Annotated in this window: 16 protein-coding genes; 11 read left to right on the plus strand and 5 right to left on the minus strand. The window is 72.0% G+C overall.

The annotated features are described in order from the left end of the window. Window positions 1-44 precede the first annotated feature (44 nt). Genes CBM981_RS10025 through CBM981_RS10035 form a run of 3 tightly spaced genes read left to right on the plus strand, consistent with a single transcriptional unit; the run spans window position 45 to window position 3,158 of the window. Window positions 45-1,307 (plus strand): MFS transporter, encoded by a 1,263-nt coding sequence (locus CBM981_RS10025; RefSeq protein WP_172820871.1) that lies wholly within the window; start codon window positions 45-47, stop codon window positions 1,305-1,307. A 35-nt stretch (window positions 1,308-1,342) separates the two neighbouring features. After that, entirely contained in the window at window positions 1,343-2,206 is an 864-nt protein-coding gene (locus CBM981_RS10030; protein ID WP_087068288.1) for an aldo/keto reductase, read from the plus strand. Between the two features lie 4 nt (window positions 2,207-2,210). Then, window positions 2,211-3,158: an amidohydrolase family protein gene (locus CBM981_RS10035; protein WP_087069341.1), complete on the plus strand. Its 948-nt coding sequence runs from the start codon at window positions 2,211-2,213 to the stop codon at window positions 3,156-3,158. A 26-nt stretch (window positions 3,159-3,184) separates the two neighbouring features. Here the strand turns inward: CBM981_RS10035 and argS are convergent, their stop codons facing one another. Next, window positions 3,185-4,999 (minus strand): arginine--tRNA ligase, encoded by a 1,815-nt coding sequence (gene argS / locus CBM981_RS10040; RefSeq protein ID WP_087068289.1) that lies wholly within the window; start codon window positions 4,997-4,999, stop codon window positions 3,185-3,187. Between the two features lie 19 nt (window positions 5,000-5,018). On the opposite strand from argS, the gene CBM981_RS16215 reads away from it, so the two are divergent. The 7 genes from CBM981_RS16215 to CBM981_RS10075 all read left to right on the plus strand — a co-directional run bounded on the left by CBM981_RS16215 (window position 5,019) and on the right by CBM981_RS10075 (window position 13,592). Continuing rightward, window positions 5,019-5,615, plus strand: a complete 597-nt coding sequence (locus CBM981_RS16215) for a hypothetical protein (protein WP_369801602.1) — start codon at window positions 5,019-5,021, stop codon at window positions 5,613-5,615. 607 nt (window positions 5,616-6,222) lie between these two features. Further along, window positions 6,223-7,752 carry a glucosylglycerol-phosphate synthase gene (gene ggpS / locus CBM981_RS10050; RefSeq protein WP_087068290.1) on the plus strand — a complete coding sequence of 510 codons (1,530 nt, stop codon included), beginning with the start codon at window positions 6,223-6,225 and terminating at the stop codon, window positions 7,750-7,752. Beyond that, window positions 7,749-9,056, plus strand: coding sequence for an ABC transporter substrate-binding protein (locus tag CBM981_RS10055; protein ID WP_087068291.1), 1,308 nt, complete (start codon window positions 7,749-7,751; stop codon window positions 9,054-9,056). The genes ggpS and CBM981_RS10055 overlap by 4 nt, the downstream gene beginning before the upstream one ends. 23 nt (window positions 9,057-9,079) lie before the next feature. Next, window positions 9,080-9,922, plus strand: a complete 843-nt coding sequence (locus CBM981_RS10060) for a carbohydrate ABC transporter permease (protein ID WP_087069342.1) — start codon at window positions 9,080-9,082, stop codon at window positions 9,920-9,922. 110 nt (window positions 9,923-10,032) lie between these two features. Further along, on the plus strand, window positions 10,033-10,794 hold the full coding sequence (locus tag CBM981_RS10065) for a carbohydrate ABC transporter permease (RefSeq protein ID WP_087069343.1): 762 nt from the start codon (window positions 10,033-10,035) through the stop codon (window positions 10,792-10,794). Further along, window positions 10,791-11,777, plus strand: a complete 987-nt coding sequence (locus tag CBM981_RS10070; RefSeq protein WP_087068292.1) for an ABC transporter ATP-binding protein — start codon at window positions 10,791-10,793, stop codon at window positions 11,775-11,777. Before CBM981_RS10065 ends, CBM981_RS10070 begins: the two co-directional genes overlap by 4 nt. Window positions 11,778-11,876: 99 nt before the next feature. Beyond that, a complete protein-coding gene (locus tag CBM981_RS10075) occupies window positions 11,877-13,592 on the plus strand; it encodes an alpha-amylase family protein (protein ID WP_087068293.1) in 1,716 nt (571 codons plus the stop codon). Here CBM981_RS10075 and CBM981_RS10080 read toward each other — a convergent pair. Then, window positions 13,484-15,097 carry a glycerol-3-phosphate dehydrogenase/oxidase gene (locus tag CBM981_RS10080; RefSeq protein ID WP_087068294.1) on the minus strand — a complete coding sequence of 538 codons (1,614 nt, stop codon included), beginning with the start codon at window positions 15,095-15,097 and terminating at the stop codon, window positions 13,484-13,486. The two genes, CBM981_RS10075 and CBM981_RS10080, sit on opposite strands and share 109 nt — an antisense overlap. Further along, entirely contained in the window at window positions 15,098-16,681 is a 1,584-nt protein-coding gene (gene glpK / locus CBM981_RS10085; RefSeq protein ID WP_087068295.1) for a glycerol kinase GlpK, read from the minus strand. Between the two features lie 131 nt (window positions 16,682-16,812). On the opposite strand from glpK, the gene stpA reads away from it, so the two are divergent. Next, window positions 16,813-18,021 carry a glucosylglycerol 3-phosphatase gene (stpA, locus tag CBM981_RS10090; RefSeq protein ID WP_087068296.1) on the plus strand — a complete coding sequence of 403 codons (1,209 nt, stop codon included), beginning with the start codon at window positions 16,813-16,815 and terminating at the stop codon, window positions 18,019-18,021. A gap of 36 nt (window positions 18,022-18,057) precedes the next feature. Here stpA and grrM read toward each other — a convergent pair whose 3' ends face one another. Together grrM and grrA are read right to left on the minus strand one after the other, a co-directional pair. After that, on the minus strand, window positions 18,058-19,227 hold the full coding sequence (gene grrM, locus CBM981_RS10095; protein WP_087068297.1) for a cyclophane-forming radical SAM/SPASM peptide maturase GrrM/OscB: 1,170 nt from the start codon (window positions 19,225-19,227) through the stop codon (window positions 18,058-18,060). Further along, window positions 19,227-19,790 carry a GrrA/OscA1 family cyclophane-containing rSAM-modified RiPP gene (grrA, locus tag CBM981_RS10100; protein WP_087068298.1) on the minus strand — a complete coding sequence of 188 codons (564 nt, stop codon included), beginning with the start codon at window positions 19,788-19,790 and terminating at the stop codon, window positions 19,227-19,229. Before grrA ends, grrM begins: the two co-directional genes overlap by 1 nt.

Consider the following 19,790-nt stretch of genomic DNA (forward strand, 5'->3'; position numbering starts at 1 on the left):
GGCAGCCAGAGCAGGGGAAGCTGGCGCAGCACCCCCATCCCACCGTGGCCCCGGTACGGCCCCAGGACCAGGCGGCCGACGATCCGGCTGACGATCCGGCCGGGGGCGACGGGGCGGTGGCTGGCGGCTGGGCGGTGGTGACGCTGGCCTGCCTCGGCTCGGTGCTGGGCCAGGCCGGGCTGTTTGTGGACCTCGCCTCCCTGCCCGCCATGGCGCGCGACTTCCAGGTGAGCGACGCCGCGGCCCAGAACACGATCACCACCTATGCCCTGGGCTATGGCCTGGCCCAGCTGGTCTGGGGCCCCCTGGCCGATCGCCATGGCCGTCGCCTCGTGCTGCTGGCCGGTCTGGGACTCTACGCAGCGGCCAGCCTCCTGCTGGCCACGCTCACCTCCCTGCCCGCCTTCCTGCTGGTGCGGCTCGCCATGGGGATCGGGGCCGGCTGCGGCACCTCCGTGTCCAGGGCGGCGCTGCGGGACGTGTTCAGCGACCGCTGCCTGGCCCAGCGGATGTCGATCGTGGGCATCTGCTTCGCCGGAGCCCTCGGCATCGTGCCGTTCGCCGGCAGCCTGGTGGCGCGCCTGGGCTCGTGGCGGCTGGACTTTCTCCTGCTCGCCCTCGCCGCCCTCGCCACGGCCTGGTTCATCCTCCGCTGGGTGAAGGAAACCCACAGCCCCGCCCCGGCGCAGCGGAGCTTCGGCGGGCATCCCGGCGCCACCCTGGCCGGCTACATCACGCTGCTGCTGCATCCGCGCTTCCTGCTGCCGGCGGCCCTCGCCACGCTCAGCACCGCGATGCTGGCCTGCTACGACGCGGTCAGCCCCTTCCTGCTGGAGACGGATCTGGGGGCGGGCCAGGGCCGGTTCGGCCAGCTCTCCCTGCCGATGAGCGCCGCCTACCTGGCCGGCGCCGCCACGGTGAGCCGCCGGGTGGTGGCGGTGGGGCAGCACCGCCTGCTGGCCGCCGGGGGCCTCTGGCTCGTGGGCGGCAGCCTGCTGATGCTCCTGCTGGGCATCACAGCCCAACTGAGCAGTGCCTCCCTGGTGCTGCCGATGGCCCTGGTCACCATCGGCTGCGGCCTGATCATCCCGATCGGCCTGGCGATGCCCATGCAGGCCTTCCCCACCCGTGCCGGCCAGGCCTCCGCCCTCACCGGCTTCCTGCAGCAGGAGGGCTCGGCCCTGGTGGTGTTCCTCGCCACGCTGCTGCCCCACGCGACCCAGCGGCCACTGGCGCTCACCCTGCTGGCCCTGGCGCTGCTGGTGGCCCTGCTGGTGGGGAGCTGGCGCCGCCATGCCTCCGCCTGAGGCCCCTACGCTGGTGGCACCCCGGGGGCGGCACCATGGCCGGCACGCCTCGAATCCCGCTGCTCGACGGCACTGCCCTGCCGCAGATCGGCTTCGGCACGTTCAACATCCATCCAGACCATCAGCCCACCCGGGCGAACAACGCGGCCACCGCCCGGGCGGTGGCCACCGCACTCGATGTGGGCTACCGCCACATCGACACCGCCCAGATGTACGGCAACGAGCAGGGCGTGGGCGAGGCGATCGGCGTCTCCGGCCTCCCGCGGCAGGAGCTCTACGTGGCCAGCAAGCTCGGCAACGACAACCACCGCCCGGAGGATGTGCGGCGCTCGTTCGGCGACACCCTGGCCAGGCTCGGGCTCGAGCAGCTCGACCTGTTCCTGATGCACTGGCCCCTGCCCAGCCGCTACGGCGGTGACTACGTGTCCACCTGGGACGCCATGGGGAGCCTGGTGGACGACGGGCGTCTGCGCACGGCGGGCGTGTCCAACTTCCAGCCCGCCCACCTCGAGCGCATCATCGGCGCCACCGGCCGGGTGCCGGCCGTGAATCAGATCGAAGTGCACCCCTACTTCGCCAACCGCACGGCCCGCCAGGCCTCCCAGCGCCATGGGGTGGTGGTGGTGGCCTGGAGCCCTCTCGGCCAGGGGAGTCTGCTGCTCGACCCCCTGCTCGGCCGGATCGCCGCCGTTCACGGCAGAACGGTGGCCCAGATCGTGCTGCGCTGGCACTGCCAGCATGGCCATGGGGTGATCCCGAAATCGGCGCACCGGCAGCGGATGCAGGACAACCTCGACCTGTTCGGCTTCGAGCTCTCAGACGAGGAGATGGCCGCCATCGATGGGCTCGACCGGGGCGAGGCCGGCCGGATCGGCCCCCACCCCGATACCTGGGCCTAGGTTGATGGGTGTGCCTGGCCTGCCGCTGATCGACAGCCATCTGCACCTGGTGGACTTCCTGCAGGATTCCGACGGCATGGAGGTGCTGCTGCGCCACATGGACGCCGCCGGGGTGGAGCGGGCCGTGCTGTTCGGCATGCCCCTGGTGAAGAAGTGGGAGGCCTTCGATCCGGTGGAGCCCCACTACTACCTCGACGACGAGGCCCGCTGCTACTACTACGCCTACACCGACCAGCTGGTGGCGGAGAGCCTCCAGGAGCTCCCGGCCGAGCAGCGGCGCCGGTTCGCGCCCCTGATCTGCGGCTTCAATCCCACCGACCGCCATGGGGTGCGGCACATCGAGCGGCTGATGCGGCAGCCGGGGCTGTGGCGCGGCGTGGGGGAGGTGCTGCTGCGCCATGACGACCTCACCAACCTCACCCAGGAGGAGACGGCACGGGCCAACCACCCGGCGATGATGCCGGTGTACGCCTTCTGCGAGGAGCACGGCCTGCCGATCCTGCTGCATCAGAACAGCACCTCCGTGGGCCGCCACGACCACTACGTCTATCTGCACGAACTGGAAGAGGCCCTCAGCCTCCATCCCCGCCTCACCGTGGTGTGGGGCCATTGCGGCCTGTCGCGGCGGGTGTTCCACGAGCGCTACCACGCGATGGTGGACCGCATGCTCTCGGCCCACCCGGGCCTGCACGTGGACACGTCCTGGGTGGGGTTCGACGATGAGATGTGCGCCCGCGGGCTGGTGCGGCCGGAGTGGATCGCCCTGGTGGAACGCCACGCCGACCGCTTCATGATCGGCTCCGATCTGGTGGGCCACTTCGACGGCTTGGGTGAGCGGCTGCGCCGCTACGACGCCCTGCTGCAGGCCCTCTCCCCGCAGGCCCGGCGGCGGGTGGCCGGCGGCAACGCCGCGCGCATCTTCTTCGGGGACGACCCCGAAGCGTCACCCTGACGGCAGGCCCGGACCCGCCCGCCGGCTCACATCCGCTCCAGCGTGGGAATGCCCAGCAGCCCCAGCCCCAGCCGCAGGGTATCGGCCGTGAGCCGGCAGAGGGCCAGGCGCGAGAGGCGGGCTTCAGGGTCGGCCTTGAGCACCGGCACCTGGTCGTAGAAGCGGTTGAACACCTGGCTGAGCTCGAACAGATAGCTGCAGAGGCGGTTGGGCAGCAGCTCCTCCTCCACCTCGGCCACCACGGCGTCGAACTTCAGCAGCTCCCGCACCAGGGCCCACTCCTGCGGTTCGTTGAAGCGCAGGGAAGAGGCCTCCACCGCCCCCTCCAGATCGCCCCCTTTGCGCGCGATGCCGGCGATCCGCACCACGGCATAGAGCAGATAGGGCGCCGTGTTGCCCTGCAGCGCCAGCATCCGATCAAAGCTGAACTGGTAGTTGGTGATCCGGTTCTGGCTGAGGTCGGCGTACTTCACCGCCGCCAGGCCCACCGTGGTGGCCACGTGGGCGATGAAGGCCTCGTCTTCGCTGCGGCCCTCCTCCTCCAGGCGCCGGCGCAGATCCGCCTCGGCCCGCTCCACCGCCTCATCGAGCAGATCCCGCAGCCGCACCGTGTCGCCGGCGCGGGTCTTGAGCTTCTTGCCGTCGTCGCCCTGCACCAGCCCGAAGGGCACGTGCTCCAGCCGCGCCCCCTGCGGCACCCAGGCGGCCCGCCGCGCCACCTGGAACACGCCGGCGAAGTGCCCAGCCTGGCCGGCGTCGGTCACGTAGATCACCCGGCGGGCCCCGTCACCCACAGGCGGCGGCGCGAAGCGGTAGCGGATCGCGGCCAGGTCGGTGGTGGCGTAGTTGAAGCCGCCGTCGCTCTTCTGCACGATCACCGGCAGCGGCTGGCCGTCCTTGCCGCTCACCCCCTCGAGGAACACGCAGCGGGCGCCGGCGTCGGTCACGAGCAGGCCGGCGGCCTCCAGATCGGCCACCACCGCCTCGAGATAGGGGTTGTAGAAGGATTCGCCGCGCTCGCGCAACTGGATGTCGAGCCGGTCGTAGATCTTCTGAAATTCGCGGCGGCTCTGGTCGCACAGCAGCCCCCAGGCCTTCAGCGACACCGGATCGCCCCCCTGCAGCTTCACCACCTCCTCACGGGCGATGGCCTGGAAGGCTTCGTCCTCGTCGAAGCGCTTCTTGGCCTCGCGGTAGAAGGCCACCAGATCGCCCAGGTCCACCGCGTCGGCGGTGGTGAGCGCCTCGGGCGCCACCTGCTTGAGGTGGGTGATCAGCATGCCGAACTGGGTGCCCCAGTCGCCCACGTGGTTGAGCCGCAGCACCGGGTGGCCGCGGAACTCCAGCACCCGCGCCAGCGCGTCGCCGATGATCGTGGAGCGCAGGTGCCCCACGTGCATCTCCTTGGCGATGTTGGGGCTGGAGAAGTCCACCACCACCGGCGCCGGTGCCTTGCCCCCGGGGCCCTGCACGCGCGGCACCCCCAGGCGCGGGTCGCCCAGCCGCTCGGCCACCTCCGCCGCCAGCCGCTGGGGCCGCAGGGTGAGGTTGATGAAGCCGGGCCCGGCGATCTGGGGTTCAGCGCAGAGCTCCGCGAAGGCCGGATCGGCCTGAAGCTGCGCCACGATCGCGGTGGCGATCGCCCGCGGCGGCTGCTTCAGCGGCCTGGCCAGGGGCAGGGCGCCGTTGGCCTGGAAGTCGCCGAATTCGGGCTTGCTGGCGGGCGCCAGCTGGGGATCCAGGGGGCTCCCGGCGGATCGGGCCGCGGCGGCCGCCTCGGGGAACGCCCGCTCCAGGGCCGCCGCGAGCTGGGCTTCAAGGGCTTGGGCGAGTCGGAGCATGGAGGGCGGCGGCGGCTTGGTGGCCGGGGCAAGGGAGCGGTCCGGCTCCGATCATCCCCCCCCGCCATCGGGCGGCCCCGGGGCAGGGGCTGGAGGCCAGGCCTGCCACATCGGTCACCTGGCCCTGGTGCTGCTGGTGTTCCAGCTGCTCTACGCCATCACCGCGCCGCTGCAGGAGCTGCTGGCGGGCCTGCTCGACGGCATCCAGAACCTGGCGCTGGACCCTGCCCTGGCGGCAATCGGCGCGCCGGAGTTCGTGCGGGGCCTGCTGATCGACGGCGTGTGGCTGGGGCTGGACGGGCGGGCCTTCGTGCTGCAGGTGATGGGCTTCGGCTGCAACGTGCCCTCGATCCTGGGCACCCGCGTGATCCGCGACCGGGGCATGCGCCTGCTGGCGATGCTCTGCATCCCCTTCGCCCTCTGCCAGGCCCGGCTCACGGTGTATCTCTTCCTGGTGGGGGTGTTCTTCCCGCGGCCCTGGTGGGCGCCGGGGCTGGTGCTGTTCGGCTTCTACCTGCTCAGCTTCAGGGCCGGATGCTGGGGCAGGGACTCGATCCGCACCCGCTGTCCTGCGTTGACCGAGCTGAGCGGCACGTCCAAGCCTCTGACAGGGTGACCGCAACGTAGGGCTGCGCCGGGGTCCCGGCGGCGTCCCGCCACGCTCCTGTGCTGCCGCTCACGGCGCGATGTGACCGAGATCACGACGAGCACAGCGCGGGCGCAGCCCACGATCCAGGCAAGCCACGACGCAGGCAAGCCACGATGCAGGCAACCCTCTGGAGATGCGGAGCTCTCCCCCTGATCAGAGCAAACGAATCCGGCATCGGTTGACAATAGCGATACAGATGTTCTACAATCATCTGCGAGTGTTCTTGCAAGAGATACAGGAAGACGGACAAGTTTCAGAGCGACGCCGCCGCAATGAGGTCTCAGAAAGAAAGTGCAGCCATCCAGTCAACTGCAGGTTCAGCCGCAGAGATCTCTTCGCTTGAGCGTCACCTTCACCGCCACGATTCTGGTCTGGATCCATCCATCCCAGCGAGATCCATCCCAGCGCGGATGGTGACTGCGCCACGGCTGATGCGACCTCCACGCCCGCCCGATGTCCTGGCTCCCATGGCTCTGGCTCCCATGGCTCCGAGCGATCCAGTGGCTCCGGGCGATCCGGCCGCGCTCCTGCCGTCCAGCTCAAACCTTCCAGTTCCGGCCATCCCGTTCTCACCATGACGCCACCCTCCTCCATGCTCACCTCCCAGCAACCCGCTGTCACCGCTCCCCGCTTCGGCGCCAGCAGCTTTGTGCTGGTGTACCACCGCTCCCCCTACGATCTGAAGACGGCGGCCGATGGCAGCGTGGAGTTCGTGGATCAGAAGAGCCCGAACGGCATCATTCCCACCCTGCGCAATCTCTTCCAGGAGGAACGTTCCGGCACCTGGATCTCCTGGCGGGAGGAGGCCGACGCCGCCACCGCCCCCGACGAGCGCCTCACGGTTCCCTCCGCCAGCCCCTTCACCCTGCGGCGGCTTCCCCTCACCAAGGAGCAGATCTCCAGCTTCTATCACGTCACCTCGAAGGAATCCTTCTGGCCGATCCTGCACAGCTTTCCGGGGCTGTTCAGTGTGGACAACTCCGACTGGGACACCTTCGTGCAGGTGAACCACTCCTTCGCGCGGGCCGCCTGCGAGGAGGCCGCCGAGGGCGCCACCATCTGGGTGCACGACTACAACCTCTGGCTGGTACCGGCCCAGATCCGGGAGCTGCGGCCCGACGTGCGCATCGCCTTCTTCCACCACACGCCGTTCCCCTCCAACGACGTGTTCAGCATCCTGCCCTGGCGGGATGAAATTCTCGACAGCCTGCTCTGCTGCGATCTGGTAGGCTTTCACATCCCCCGCTACGCCGACAACTTCTCCCGCACCGCCATCAACCTGCGCGGCGCCCAATGCGGCGAGCCGGTGCCGGTGGCCGAGAAGTTCCGCCACTTCGGCAGCGCCCTGGCCCAGCCCACGGTGATCCCCTGGCTGGAGCACAACGGCCGCCGCGTGCACGTGCAGGCCTCCCCGGTGGGCACCTCGCCGGGCGTGATCCGCGAGATCGCCGCCTCCGAGGAGGTGCAGGGGATGGCGGCCCAGATCGCCGAGCAGCACGCCGGCCGCAAGCTGATCATCTCGGCCTCCCGGGTGGACTACACCAAGGGCAATGAGGACATGCTGCTCTCCTATGAGCGCGTGCTGGAGAACAATCCCGAGTGGCACGGAAAAGTGGAGCTGTTCCTCGCCTGCGTCGCCGCCGCCAGTGGCATGCGCATCTATGAGGACATCCAGCGCTCGGTGGAGGAGATCACCGGCCGGATCAACGGCCGCTTCGGCCGCATCGACTGGACCCCCGTGCGCCTCTCCACCCGGCGCACGCCATACAACGAGCTGGTGGCCTGGTTCACCCAGTCGGACGTGTGCTGGATCACGCCGCTGCGCGACGGCCTCAACCTCGTGGCCAAGGAATACGTGGCCGCCCGCCAGGGCCGGGACGGCGTGCTGGTGCTCTCGGAATTCTCCGGCGCCTCGGTGGAACTGGAGGACGCGGTGGTCACCAACCCCTACTCCCACCGGAGCATGGACAACGCCATCCTCACGGCCCTCACCATGCCGAAGGACGAGCAGGTGCGGCGCATGGCCTCGATGTCGGAGGCCGTGGAGGAGTTCACCGTGCAGCACTGGGCCGAGCAGGAACTCGGCGCCCTGCGGGCGATTTGAGCCTGGCCGGGAGGCGGACACGGCTGGGCCGCGGCCTGGGCCTGGCGCTGGCCCTCGGCCTGGCCGTCGCCCTCGCCTGGGGCGGCCTGGTGTGGGCGCGGGCCCCGGTGACGGTGCGGGTGCTGATGCCGGCCCCCTTCGCCGATGCCACCGCCGAGCTGGTGGACGCCTTCAACCGCGGGCAGCGGAATGTCCGCCTGGCCGTGACCCGCGGCCCCTTCGAGACCGAGTCGGTGTCGGATCTGGCGATCAGCAGCCTGCTGCTGGGCGACAGCCCCTACGACCTGCTGCTGATGGACGTGACCTGGACGGCCAAGTACGCCGCCGCCGGCTGGCTGCTGCCCCTCGACGACTGGCTGGGTCCCGACGCCCTCGCCCCCCTCGCCCCCGGCGCCCGCGAGGGCAACCGCATCGACGGCCGCCTCTGGCGCGTCCCACTGGTGGCGGACATGGGCCTGCTCTACTGGCGCACCGACCTGATGGACGAGCCGCCCCGCACCCCCGCCGAGCTGGTGGCCGTCTCCCGCGACCTGCAGCGCCGGGGCCAGGTGCGCTGGGGCTACGTGTGGCAGGGCCGCCAGTACGAAGGGCTCAGCTGCGTGTTCCTGGAGGTGCTGCACGGCTTTGGCGGCACCTGGGGACCCGTCGGGCCCGGCTTCGGGCTCGACTCCGCCGCAGCCACGGAAGCGGCCACCTGGCTGCGCAGCCTCATCGACACGGGCGTCAGTCCACCGGCCGTGGCCAACTTCGCCGAACCCGAGGCGCTGCAGAGCTTCGAGGCCGGCGAGGCCGCCTTCCTGCGCAACTGGCCCTATGCCTGGCAGGAGCTGCAGGGCAGCGGCAGCCGCGTGGCCGGCAAGGTGGGGGTCACCACGATGGTGGCCGAGCCCGGCCGGTCCCCAGGCGCCACCCAGGGCAGCTGGGGGCTCTCGGTGCTCGCCGGCAGCCGCCATCCGGCCGAGGCCGTGCAGGCGCTGCAGGCCCTCACAGGCCCGGCCAGCCAGCGCCGGCTGGTGGAGCGCTGGGGCTACACGCCCACCCTCACCGCCCTGTTCGACGACCCGGAGCTGGTGGCGCAGCGGCCGCTGCTGCCGGTGCTGCGCGCCGCCCTCGAGGACGCCGTGCTGCGGCCGATCAACCCCGGCTACGCCCAGCTCAGCGACATCGTGCAGCGCCAGCTCAGCGGCGTGATCACCGGCGACACGGCGCCCGGGAAAGCCATGGCCCGCGCCGGCCGCGCCAGCCGGCAGCTGCTGGAGGCCAGCGGCCAGCGCGCCGCCAGCGGCCGGGAGGTGACGCCGTGAGCCCGGTGCTCAGCCTGGCGCTGATGGCGCCGGCCCTGCTGCTGCTGCTGGCGGTGTTCCTCTGGCCGATCCTCGACTACGCCGGCCTGAGCCTGCAGGCCCAGTCGGTGTTCACGGGCCTGAAGCCCGTGCCGGTGGGCCTGGCCAACTGGGAGCGGCTGCTGGGGGATGGGCGCTTCTGGCAGGACGCCCTGCAGACCGTACGTTTCGCGGCCGTGTCCGTGGGGCTGGAGCTGCTGCTGGGCCTGGGCATCGCCCTGCTGCTGCATCAGCGCTGGCGGGGCCGCGGCGTGGTGCGCAGCCTCACCCTGCTGCCCTGGGCCCTGCCCACCACGGTGATGGCCCTGGGCTGGCGCTGGATCTTCAACGATCCCAACGGCCCGATCAACGGCCTGCTGCAGCTGCTGGGCCTGCCGACCCTGCCGTTCCTGGCCTCCCCCCAGCTGGCCTGGCTGGCGGTGGTGTTCGCCGACGTCTGGAAGACCACCCCGTTCGTGGCCCTGCTGCTGCTGGCCGGCCTGCAGATGATCCCGGCCGACCTCTACGAGGCCTTCGCCCTCGAGGGGGGCGGCGCCTGGCAGGCCCTGCGCCGCATCACCCTGCCCCTGCTGCAGCCCTACATCTTCATCGTGCTGCTGTTCCGCCTGGCCCAGGCGCTCGGGGTGTTCGACCTGGTGGTGGTGCTCACCGGCGGCGGCCCGGCCAGCAGCACCGAGAGCCTGGCGCTCTACGCCTACCTCAACGCCATGCGTTTCCTCGATTTCGGCTACAGCGCCACCGTGATGCTCGGCATGTTCGTGCTGCTGCTGGCCGGCGCCGCCCTGCTGGTGCTCAGCCAGCGCCGCGCCGGGGGGGGCGCGTCATGACGTCCTCCCGTTCCACCTCCTCCCGTTCCGCCCCGCCGCGGCCCTCCCGCACCGGGTCCCCGGGCCGCAACGCCCTGATCGCCCTGCTGCTGCTCTGGAGCCTCGGGCCGATGCTGTGGCAGCTCTACACCTCCCTGCGCACCCCGGAAGCGCTGCTGGCCGGCGCCGGCGGCCTCGGCCGCGGCTGGACCCTGGCCAACTACGGCGCCGTGCTCAGCGGCGATCCCCCCTTCTGGCGCTATCTGCTCAACAGCACCGTGGTGGGGGCCCTGAGCACCCTGCTCACCCTGGTGCTCGCCATCCCCTGCGCCTACGCCCTCAGCCGCCGCCAGGGACTGCTGCGGCTGCTGATCGGCGGCGGCCTGCTGGCGGCAGCCGTGTTCCCCTACGTGCTGCTGTTCCTGGCCCTGCTGGAGGTGGCGCGGCAGTTCGGCCTGGCCAACAACCTGCTGGCCCTCTGCCTGCCCTACGCCGGCCTCTCCCTGCCCCTGGCCCTGCTGCTGCTGCAGGCGGCCTTCGCCGAGCTGCCGGTGGAGCTGGAGGAGAACGCCGTGCTGGAGGGCTTCAGCCTGGCCCAGCGCCTGCGCTGGATCCTGCTGCCCCTGATGGGCCCCTCGGTGGTGAGCACGGGCCTGCTGGTGTTCCTGTTCAGCTGGAACGAGTTCCCGATCGCCCTCACCTGGCTGAGCCGCACCGACCTGCTCACCCTGGCGCCGGCCATGGCCCGGATCGCCGGGTCCTCGGTGTTTACGGTGCCCTACGGCGCCTTCGCCGCCGCCACCGTGCTCGGCAGCGTGCCGCTGCTGGCCCTGCTGCTGCTGTTCCAGCGCCAGATCGTGGCCGGCCTCACCCAGGGAGCGATCAAAGGATGAGCAGCACGACCCCGGCCCTGCGCCTGGACAGGCTGGAGCGGCGCCTGGACGGCAAGGTGATCCTGGCCGGCATCGACCTTTCGGTGGAGGCTGGTGAATGCCTCGCCCTGCTGGGGCCGAGCGGCTGCGGCAAGAGCACGATCCTGCGCCTGATCGCCGGGCTCGATCAGCCCGATGGCGGGCGGATCCTCCTCGACGGCCGCGACCTGACCGGGGTGGAGGCGGGCCGGCGCCAGGTGGCGATGGTGTTCCAGAGCTACGCGCTCTACCCCCACCTCAGCGTGGCGCGCAACCTCTCGCTGGGCATGGAGCTGCGGGGCGTGCCGCGGCAGCGCCGCCAGGAGGCCATGGCCCGGGTGCTGGCGATGCTGCAGCTGGAGGGCTTCCGCGATCGCCGCCCGGCCGACCTCTCCGGCGGGCAGCGCCAGCGGGTGGCCCTGGCCCGGGCCCTGCTGCGGGAGCCGCGGGTGTTCCTGCTGGACGAACCGATGAGCAACCTCGATGCCCAGTTGCGCGAGGAGCTGCGGCCCCAGCTGCGCGCCATCCTCTGCGGCGGCCAGGCGCCGGTGGTGTACGTGACCCACGACCAGCAGGAGGCCATGGGCATCGCCGACCGCATCGCCGTGCTGCAGGACGGCCGGCTGCAGCAGTGCGGCACCCCCCAGGAGCTCTACGGCCGGCCCGCCAACGTGGTGGTGGCCAGCTTCATCGGCCGCCCCCAGATCAACCTGCTGCCGATGGACGACGGCACCGTGCTCGGCATCCGGCCCGAACACCTCCATCCGGTGGCGGAGGGGGGATTGCCGGTGCAGGTGCGCAGCCGCGAGTGGCATGGCGCCAGCCAGCAGCTCACCCTGGCCAGCCGCCACGGCGAGCTGCGCTGGACCACCGGCGGCAGCCAGGAGATCGGCGCGGCGCTGCAGCTGGGCTGGGACCCCTGCCACGAACATCGCTTCCACCAGGCCAGCGGAGAGCGCTGCTGAAGCCCGGGGGGCCAACAGCCGAGCAGCCTGCAACAGCCGCTGGCGCCGCCCGGCGGAGGCGCCTAGACCCGGAGCAGAGAGCCGAGGCGCTGGTGCCGGATGCCCGATCCCCAGGTGCGTTGGTGGGAAGGCTGTGTGATCTACGAGGTGATGCCGCGCAGCTTCGCCGACGCCGACGGTGACGGCATCGGCGATCTGGCCGGCATCGCCGCCAAGCTGGCCTACCTGGAGTGGCTGGGGGTGGACGCGATCTGGCTGACGCCGATCTACCCCTCCCCCCTCAAGGACGGCGGCTACGACATCACCGACTTCACCGCCATCCACCCGGAGCTCGGCGGCCTCGAGGATCTGACGCGGCTGCTGGAGGAGGCCCAGGCCCGCGGAATCCGCGTGGTGCTCGATCTGGTGCTGAACCACACCAGCGTGCTGCACCCCTGGTTCCAGCGGGCCCGCTGGGCCGCCAAGGGCAGCCCCGAGCGCGACTTCTACGTGTGGCGCGACGACGACCGCAGCTACGCCGAGGCGCCGGTGCTGTTCCGCCACTTCGAGGAGTCGAACTGGGAATGGGACGCGGTGGCCGGCCAGTACTACCTGCACCGCTTCCTGCGCCACCAGCCCGACCTCAACTACGCCAACCCGGCCGTGCAGGAGGAGATGCTGGCGGTGGTGGACTTCTGGCTGGCCCAGGGGGTGGACGGCTTCCGCCTCGACGCCGTGCCCTTTCTGTTCGAGCAGGAGGGCAGCCGCTGTGAGGGCCTGCCCGAAACCCACGCCTTCCTGCGGCGACTGCGCCGGCGGGTGGACGCCTGCGGCCGGGAGGTGCTGCTGCTGGCGGAGGCCATCCAGCCCGTGCAGGAATCGGCGCCCTACCTGGCGGAGGGGGAACTGCACGCCGCCTTCGAGTTCGGGCTCACCGCCCACCTGTTCGCGGCGGTGGCACGGGGCCGCTGCGATCAGCTGCGCCGCTGCCTGCGCGAGGCCCAGGCCACGGTGCCGGGCTGCCGCTGGGCCCTGCCGCTGCGCAACCACGACGAGCTCTGGCTGGGGGACGGCCATCTGGTGGACGAATCCGTGATCGAGGCGGTGCGCACCGGCTTCCCCAACGCGGAGGGGCACTGGCTGAACTGGGGCATCAACCGGCGCCTCGCCCCCCTGCTCAACGGCGACCCGCGCCCCAACACGCTGCTGCACGGGCTGATCTACAGCCTGCCGGGCATCCCCTGCCTGTACTACGGCGACGAGCTGGGCATGGGCGACTGGCCCGGCCTGCGGGACCGGGACGCCAACCGCACGCCGATGGCCTGGACGCCGGAGCGCAACGGCGGCTTCTCCACCGCCCCCGATCCGCTGCTGGTGCTCCCCCCCATCACCGCACCCGGCTACGACTACCGCGTGGTGAACGTGGCGGTGCAGCAGCAGCTCTCCGGCTCCCTGCTCAACTGGCACCACCGCATGCTCACCAGCCGCCGGCAGCTGCCGGCCCTGCGCTCCGGCGACTTCCAGCTGCTGGAGAGCGGCCACCCCAGCGTGCTCTGCTACGCGCGCCGCAGCGAGGACATGACGGTGATGGTGGCCGCCAATCTCTCGGCCGCCGGGGCCTCCACCCAGCTCGACCTGGACCGCTGGCGCGGCAGCCGGGTGCGGGAGGTGCTCTGGGGCTGCGAGTTCCCCGCCGCCAGTGACGCCTGGTACGTGTACCTGCCGGCCTACGGGTTCTTCTGGTGGCTGGTGGGCGAACCCGACGCCGACTCAGCCACCGACTCCAGCGTGGTCTCCGCCGCCGCCGGCCGGCCCGGCGCGTCAGCGAGCTCCTGATCCAGCAGCTCCTGCACCAGCGGGGTGAGCCGCTCCGCCTCGGCCGTGTCCACGAAGCTCAGGCGGCAGCGACGGGCCAGCACATCCTCGGGGCTGCGGGCCCATTCATGGCGGGCCGCATGGCGCACCTCGGAGGCGGTGAGGGGGATCACGGCACTGAGGGGCTCCCACTCCTGCGGCGTGGCGGCGCAGGCCAGCACGGCTTCGGCCTGCAGCCCGTGGCTGGCCAGCAGGTGCCGCACCAGCTGCGGGCCATGGTGCTCCAGGAGGCGATGCTCGAGGGCCGCCAGTTCCCGGCGGGTGGCCTCGGGGCTGGCGGCGGCCCCCAGGATCGGCGTCGGCCCCGCCGGCTCGCCCAGGGGATGGCCCAGCTGGGCCGCCACGGCCTCCAGACCATCGAGGGCCATGGGCCGGCAGGTGGTCCACTTGCCCCCCATCACGCTGATCAGGCCCGAGGGGAGGGTCTCCACCTCGTGCTCCCGCACCACGGTGGCCGTGTCGCCGGTGGCGGCAGCGGCGGGCCGCAGCAGCGGCCGGGCTCCGGCCCAGCGGCTGGCCACCTCCGGTTCGCCGTGCCCGGGGAACCAGCGGCGCACGTAGCTGAGCAGGTAGGCCTCTTCCTCCGCACTCGGCTGGTTGGCCTCCGCCAGCGGGCAGGGCGTGTCGGTGGTGCCCACCAGGGTGCGGCCGAAGAAGGGCAGCATGAACAGCACCCGCCCATCCGCGGTGGAGGGGATGAGCAGGCCGGTGCCGCCGGGGCAGAGGTTGGCCTTGAGCACCACGTGCATGCCGCGGCTGGCCTGCAGCCGCGGTGGCTGCTCGGGATCGGCCAGGCGGCGGATCGCGTCGGCGCCGATGCCGGTGGCGTTGAGCACCACCCGCGCCGGCAGCTCGCGGCGCTCGCCGCTGCGGGCGTCCTCCACCACCGCGCCGGCGAGGCGATCGCCCTGGCGCAGCAGCTCCACCACCCGGGTGCGGGTGTGCACGGTCACGCCCAGAGCCTGGGCGGTGCGGGCGATCAGCAGATTCAGCCGGGCATCGTCGAACTGGCCGTCGCTGTAGGCCACGCCGCTGAAGCCCGGCGCCAGCTCGGGCAACTGCCGCCGCACCGCCTGCCGGCCCAGCCAGCGGCTGGCGCCGATGCCGCGGCGGCCGGCCAGCAGGTCGTAGAGACTCAGGCCCATGCCGTAATAGGCCTGCTGCAGGAAGCCGGCCGTGGGCAGCAGCAGTTCCAGGCGCTGGGCCAGGAACGGCACCGCCTCCAGCCAGAACCCCCGTTCCCCCAGGGCCTCCCGCACCAGCTGCAGCTGGCGCCAGTCGAGCCGCTTGAAGGCCAGCTCGAGATAGCGCACGCCGCCGTGCAGCAGCTTGGTGCTGCGGCTGCTGGTGCCGAGGGCGATGTCGCCCGCCTCCACCAGGGTCACCGAGAGCCCCCGGCGCACGGCCTCGAGCGCCACGGTGGCGCCGGTGGCGCCACCGCCGATCACAAGCAGATCCACGGTCATTCAGGCAGCTCCGGTGAGGGTGGTGGTGGTCGTCGTCGTCGTGGTGCTCTGCCGCGGCGGGCCGGCGGCGTCAGGGGCGCTGTCCTCGGTCTGCCAGTGCAGGCTGCGCTCCACCGCCTGCCGCCAGCGCCGGCGCCAGGCCTGGCGCTGCTCCACCCCCAGGGCGGGTTCGAAACGGCGTGCCCCGGGCGCCTCGGCCAGGCCACTCCAGGCCTCGAGCCCCGGCAGCAGGCCGGCCTGCACCCCGGCCAGCAGGGCCACCCCGCGGCTGGTGCTCTCCAGGTCGGCGCGGCGCCGCACCGGCACCCCGGTGGCATCCGCCTGGGCCTGCAGCAGCAGATCGGCCGCCGCGGCCCCGCCGTCGGCGGCGAGGTCCTGCAGAGGGGCGCCCAGGGCCTGCTCGGCCAGCTCCACCAGGGTGGCCACCGCCAGGGCGATGCCCTCGAGGGTGGCGCGGGCGATCTGGGCCGGTCCGGTGTCGCGGGTGAGGCCGATCAGCAGCCCCCGCGCGTAGGGGTCCCAGTGGGGCGTGCCCCAGCCGGTGAAGGCGGGCACCAGCATCACGCCGCCGCTGCTGCTGCAGCCCGCCGCCAGGCCATTCACCTGATCCGAGCGCTCGATCAGGCGCAGGCCATCGCGCAGCCACTGGATCGCCGTACCGGCGTTGAACAGGCTGCCCTCGAGGCAGTAGGTGGGCCGGCCGTCGGCGTCGGTCCAGCCCACGGTGCTGAGCAGGCCGGCGGAGGAGCGCTGGATCGTGGCACCGGTGTTGATCACCAGGAAGGCGCCGGTGCCGTAGGTGCACTTGCCCTCCCCCACCGCCAGACAGCTCTGGCCCAGGGTGGCGGCCTGCTGGTCGCCCAGCATCGCCGTGATCGGCACGCCGGCGAAGGGCAGACCGGCGGCGATGCTGCCGAAGGCCGCCCGGCAGGGGAGCAGTTCCGGCAGCGCCTGCTCCGGCACCCCCAGGGCAGCGGCGAGGTCGCCCGCCCACTGGAGCCGCTCCAGATCCATCAGCAGGGTGCGGCTGGCGTTGCTGCAGTCGGTGGCATGGCGGCCGCACAGGTGCCACAGCAGCCAGCTGTCCACGGTGCCGAAGCACAGCTCCCCGGCGGCCGCCGCGGCGGCCACGGCCGGCCGCTCCCGCAGCGACCACACGATCTTGCTGGCACTGAAGTAGGGGTCCACCAGCAGGCCGGTGCGCTGCCGCAGGGTGGCCTCCAGGCCCTGTCGCTTCCACTCGGCGCAGAGGGAGGCGGTGCGGCCGTCCTGCCACACGATCGCCGGCGCCAGCGGCTCGCCGCTGCCGCGGCGCCAGAGCACCGTGGTTTCGCGCTGGTTGGCGATGCCGCAGGCCGCCACCGCCCGGCGCTGCTCCTCGCTGATGGCGCGCTCCAGCTCCTGCAGGGCGGCGAGCTGGCTGCGCCAGATCGCCTCGGGGTCCTGCTCCACCCAGCCATCGGCGGGATAGCGGCACTCCAGCGGGGCCCCGCAGCAGGCCACCTGGCGGCCGGAGCTGTCGTAGAGGGCGGCGCGGGAACTGGTGGTGCCCTGGTCGATGCTGAGGAAGAGCGCTGAACCCATGCAGTCGTTTCTTTTGAGTTTGGTAACACAGAAGAGCCGGCCTGAAGCCCTGAACAAGCAAAAAGAAAGAAATCGAAAGCTGCTCAAGCCCCGGCCCGATGCTCCAGCCTGGGGCCACATCCCCGGATCCCATGCCCCTCTCTCCCCATGCCCTGAGCCCGGACGCTCTGCTCGACGACCTGGCCCATCCGGGCGAGCTGCTGGTCGTGCAGGACCTCGATGGGGTGTGCATGGAGCTGGTGCACGACCCGCGCCAGCGGCGGATGGATCCGGCCTACCTGCGGGCTGCCCGCAGGCTGGAGGGGCAGTTCGCCGTGCTCACCAACGGCGAGCACGAGGGCAGCCGGGGGGTGAACCGGGTGGTGGAGGCGGCCCTGGCGGGCCAGGCCGATCCCGCCGCCGAGGGGCTTTACCTGCCCGGGCTGGCGGCGGGCGGCGTGCAGCTGCAGGACCGCTTCGCGCGGGTGAGCCACCCGGGGGTGAGCGCCGGCGAGATCGCCTTTCTCGCCGCGGTGCCCGAGCAGCTGCAGCGCCGCCTGCTGGAGCGGCTGCCGGCCCTGCTGCCGCGGCTCGGGGCCGAGCGGCGCGCCGCCCTGGTGGAGGCGGCCGTGCTCGACAACCCCCTCTCCCCGAGCCTCAACCTCAACGGCCTGTTCGCCGCTGTGGAGGGTGACGTGGGCCGTCAGCAGGACCTGCAGCAGCTGGCGCTGGAGGTGATGGGGCAACTGCTGGAGCGGGCCGCCGGCGCAGGGCTGGGCGACGCGTTCTTCCTCCACCTGGCTCCGAACCTGGGCAGCCGCGACGGCCGCGAGCAGCTCAAGCCCGCCGGCGAGGCCGGCACCGGCACCACCGACTTCCAGCTGATGCTGCGCGGCGCCCTCAAGGAGGTGGGCCTGCTGGTGCTGCTCAACCAGGCGATCGGGCGCCGCAGCGGCACCGCTCCCCTCGGCGCCGCCTTCAACGTGCGCACCGCCCCCCATGACCACCCCAGCCTGCTGGAGCTGGCCCGCTCGGCCATCCCGCCGGCCCTGATGCCGCGGCTGGTGGGGGTGGGCGACACGATCACCTCGGTGCCGGCACCCGGCGGCGGCTGGCTGCGGGGCGGCAGCGACCGCGGCTTCCTCACCCTGCTGCAGGAGCTGGGGGAGGTGTTCGGCACCGCCAACCGGGTGGTGCTGGTGGACAGCAGCGGCGGCGCCGTGGACCGCCCCTGCCACGCCGGTGGCGATCTGGCCGGCCTCACCGACCCGCAGGATCCCCTGCGGATCGACGCCAGCCTCCCCGGCGGGCCGCGCCAGTACGTGGCGCTGTTCCAGGAACTGGCGGAGCGCAGGAGCTGACCCTCCTGGCTGGACCCGTGGAGCTGGGGCCGCCGCTCAGCCGGCGAGCCCGAGCTCCCGCTCCATGCCAGCGAGCACCACATCAGCCACCAGCTGGATGCGGAAACGGCAGTGCTCGGTGGTGGTGGCATCGAAGCGGCCGTGCTCCCAGTACTTGTTGCTGCCGGCGCCGCCGCCGCACAGCCCGAAGTAGTCGCAGCTGGCCCGGCAGCGCTCCACGCCGGCACGGATCTCCCGGTGCACCTGCTGAAACTTGTCGCTGGCCGCCAGGTCCACCAGGCGGTCGTGCTGCACATGGCCGAAGGCGAACGTGCCGAAGCGCTCGGTGTGCACCGACAGCAGCTCGGGGTCGAAGGTGGACACATGGCCCCGGGCATCCACGTTCACGATCACGAAGGGGGTGTTCATGTCGGTGTGATCCAGGCGCCCATCACTGCAGGCCAGGCTGGTGATCCCCTCGAACTCACGGATGCGCAGGGCGCCGGGATACTCGCGGCAGCGCTGCCAGATCCGCTCCATGAACCGCCGGTAGCGCCCCTCCAGGGCCGGACGCTCAGCGGCGCCGGTCTCGAGGCTCGAATGGGCGTTGGCCCCCTCGGTTTCCTCCATGTTGAAGCCCACGTCGGCGATGCCGTGCTCCAGGAAGAAAGCGGCGATGGCGTCGGCGTGGTCGAGCCCATCGGCGGTGAGCACGCTGATCACCTCGAAGGGGATGCCGCAGCGCTGCAGCCAGCCCACGCCCCGCATGGCCGCCGCATGGGTGGGCAGGCCGGTGCGGGTCACCCGGTGGGCGTCATGCAGGAAGGCAGGGCCGTCGAGGCTCACCCCCACGTGAATGTCGTTGCGGGCGAAGCACTCGCACCAGGCCTCGGTGATCACCGTGGCGTTGGTCTGCAGCGACTGCACCACCGTGGTGGGCGGCAGCCCGTGGCGCGCCAGAACGCCCCGGATCCGTGCGGTGGCCTCGTCGTAGAAGCGGATCGGCACGGTGAGCGGCTCCCCTGCGTGCCAGAGCAGGGTGAAGCCTCCATCGAAGAAGGGACTCTCCAGCACCCGCTCCAGGGCGGCCTCCAGCAGCTCGAAGCTCAGGCGGGTGCGGTCGCCCCGATCGGGCAGGTAGCAGTAGTCGCAGTCGAGGTTGCAGAAGGGGGTGGGCTGCAGCACCAGCAGCCGCACCGGCCCGAATCCCGCCACCGCCGGATCCATCAGCGGAAATTGCGGAAGCCGCCGTTGCGGAAGCCGCCATTGCGCCAGCCGCCCCCGTTGCGGAACCCACCATTGCGGAAGCCCCCGTTGCGGAAGCCGCCGCCATTGCGGAAGCCGCCGTTGTAGAAACCGCCGTTGCGAAAACCACCGTTGTAGAAGCCGCCGTTGCGGAAGCCGCCGTTGCGGAAGCCGCCGTTGTAGAAGCCACCATTGCGGAAGCCACCGTTGCCCCAGCCCAGGGCAGGGGCATTCACGAACACGTAGGCGAGCCGGCCCCCATCACTCCCGTCGTCGCTCCGGACGGCGCTCCCCTCGGCGAAGCCGCCCTCCCCCTGGACCCCGGGCTCCTGCGCCTGCTCCGACTCGCGCAGCCGCACCTCGGTCGCGATGCGCCGCAGCCTCTCCTCGATGCTGGCGGGGCGATCGAGGCTGGGAGGGCGGTCCGTGCCCAGGTCCGAGCCCAGGTGCTGGGCCGCCGAGGTGGCCAGGGCGGCGGCGCAGTCCAGCGGCATCGAGGCCAGCAGCAGCAGGCCGAAGAGGCGGGAGCGGGTGAGGAAGGCCAT

Origin of the sequence: Cyanobium sp. NIES-981, assembly GCF_900088535.1 — a bacterium.
Lineage (GTDB): Bacteria > Cyanobacteriota > Cyanobacteriia > PCC-6307 > Cyanobiaceae > NIES-981.

Coding starts and splice junctions, on each gene's coding strand:
- CBM981_RS10030 (WP_087068288.1), top strand. CDS start 1,343: ATGGCCGGCACGCCTCGAATCCCGCTGCTCGACGGCACTGCCCTGCCG.
- CBM981_RS10035 (WP_087069341.1), top strand. CDS start 2,211: ATGGGTGTGCCTGGCCTGCCGCTGATCGACAGCCATCTGCACCTGGTG.
- argS (WP_087068289.1), bottom strand. CDS start 4,999: ATGCTCCGACTCGCCCAAGCCCTTGAAGCCCAGCTCGCGGCGGCCCTG.
- ggpS (WP_087068290.1), top strand. CDS start 6,223: ATGACGCCACCCTCCTCCATGCTCACCTCCCAGCAACCCGCTGTCACC.
- CBM981_RS10060 (WP_087069342.1), top strand. CDS start 9,080: ATGGCGCCGGCCCTGCTGCTGCTGCTGGCGGTGTTCCTCTGGCCGATC.
- CBM981_RS10065 (WP_087069343.1), top strand. CDS start 10,033: ATGCTGTGGCAGCTCTACACCTCCCTGCGCACCCCGGAAGCGCTGCTG.
- CBM981_RS10070 (WP_087068292.1), top strand. CDS start 10,791: ATGAGCAGCACGACCCCGGCCCTGCGCCTGGACAGGCTGGAGCGGCGC.
- CBM981_RS10075 (WP_087068293.1), top strand. CDS start 11,877: ATGCCCGATCCCCAGGTGCGTTGGTGGGAAGGCTGTGTGATCTACGAG.
- CBM981_RS10080 (WP_087068294.1), bottom strand. CDS start 15,097: ATGACCGTGGATCTGCTTGTGATCGGCGGTGGCGCCACCGGCGCCACC.
- glpK (WP_087068295.1), bottom strand. CDS start 16,681: ATGGGTTCAGCGCTCTTCCTCAGCATCGACCAGGGCACCACCAGTTCC.
- stpA (WP_087068296.1), top strand. CDS start 16,813: ATGCCCCTCTCTCCCCATGCCCTGAGCCCGGACGCTCTGCTCGACGAC.
- grrM (WP_087068297.1), bottom strand. CDS start 19,227: ATGGATCCGGCGGTGGCGGGATTCGGGCCGGTGCGGCTGCTGGTGCTG.
- grrA (WP_087068298.1), bottom strand. CDS start 19,790: ATGGCCTTCCTCACCCGCTCCCGCCTCTTCGGCCTGCTGCTGCTGGCC.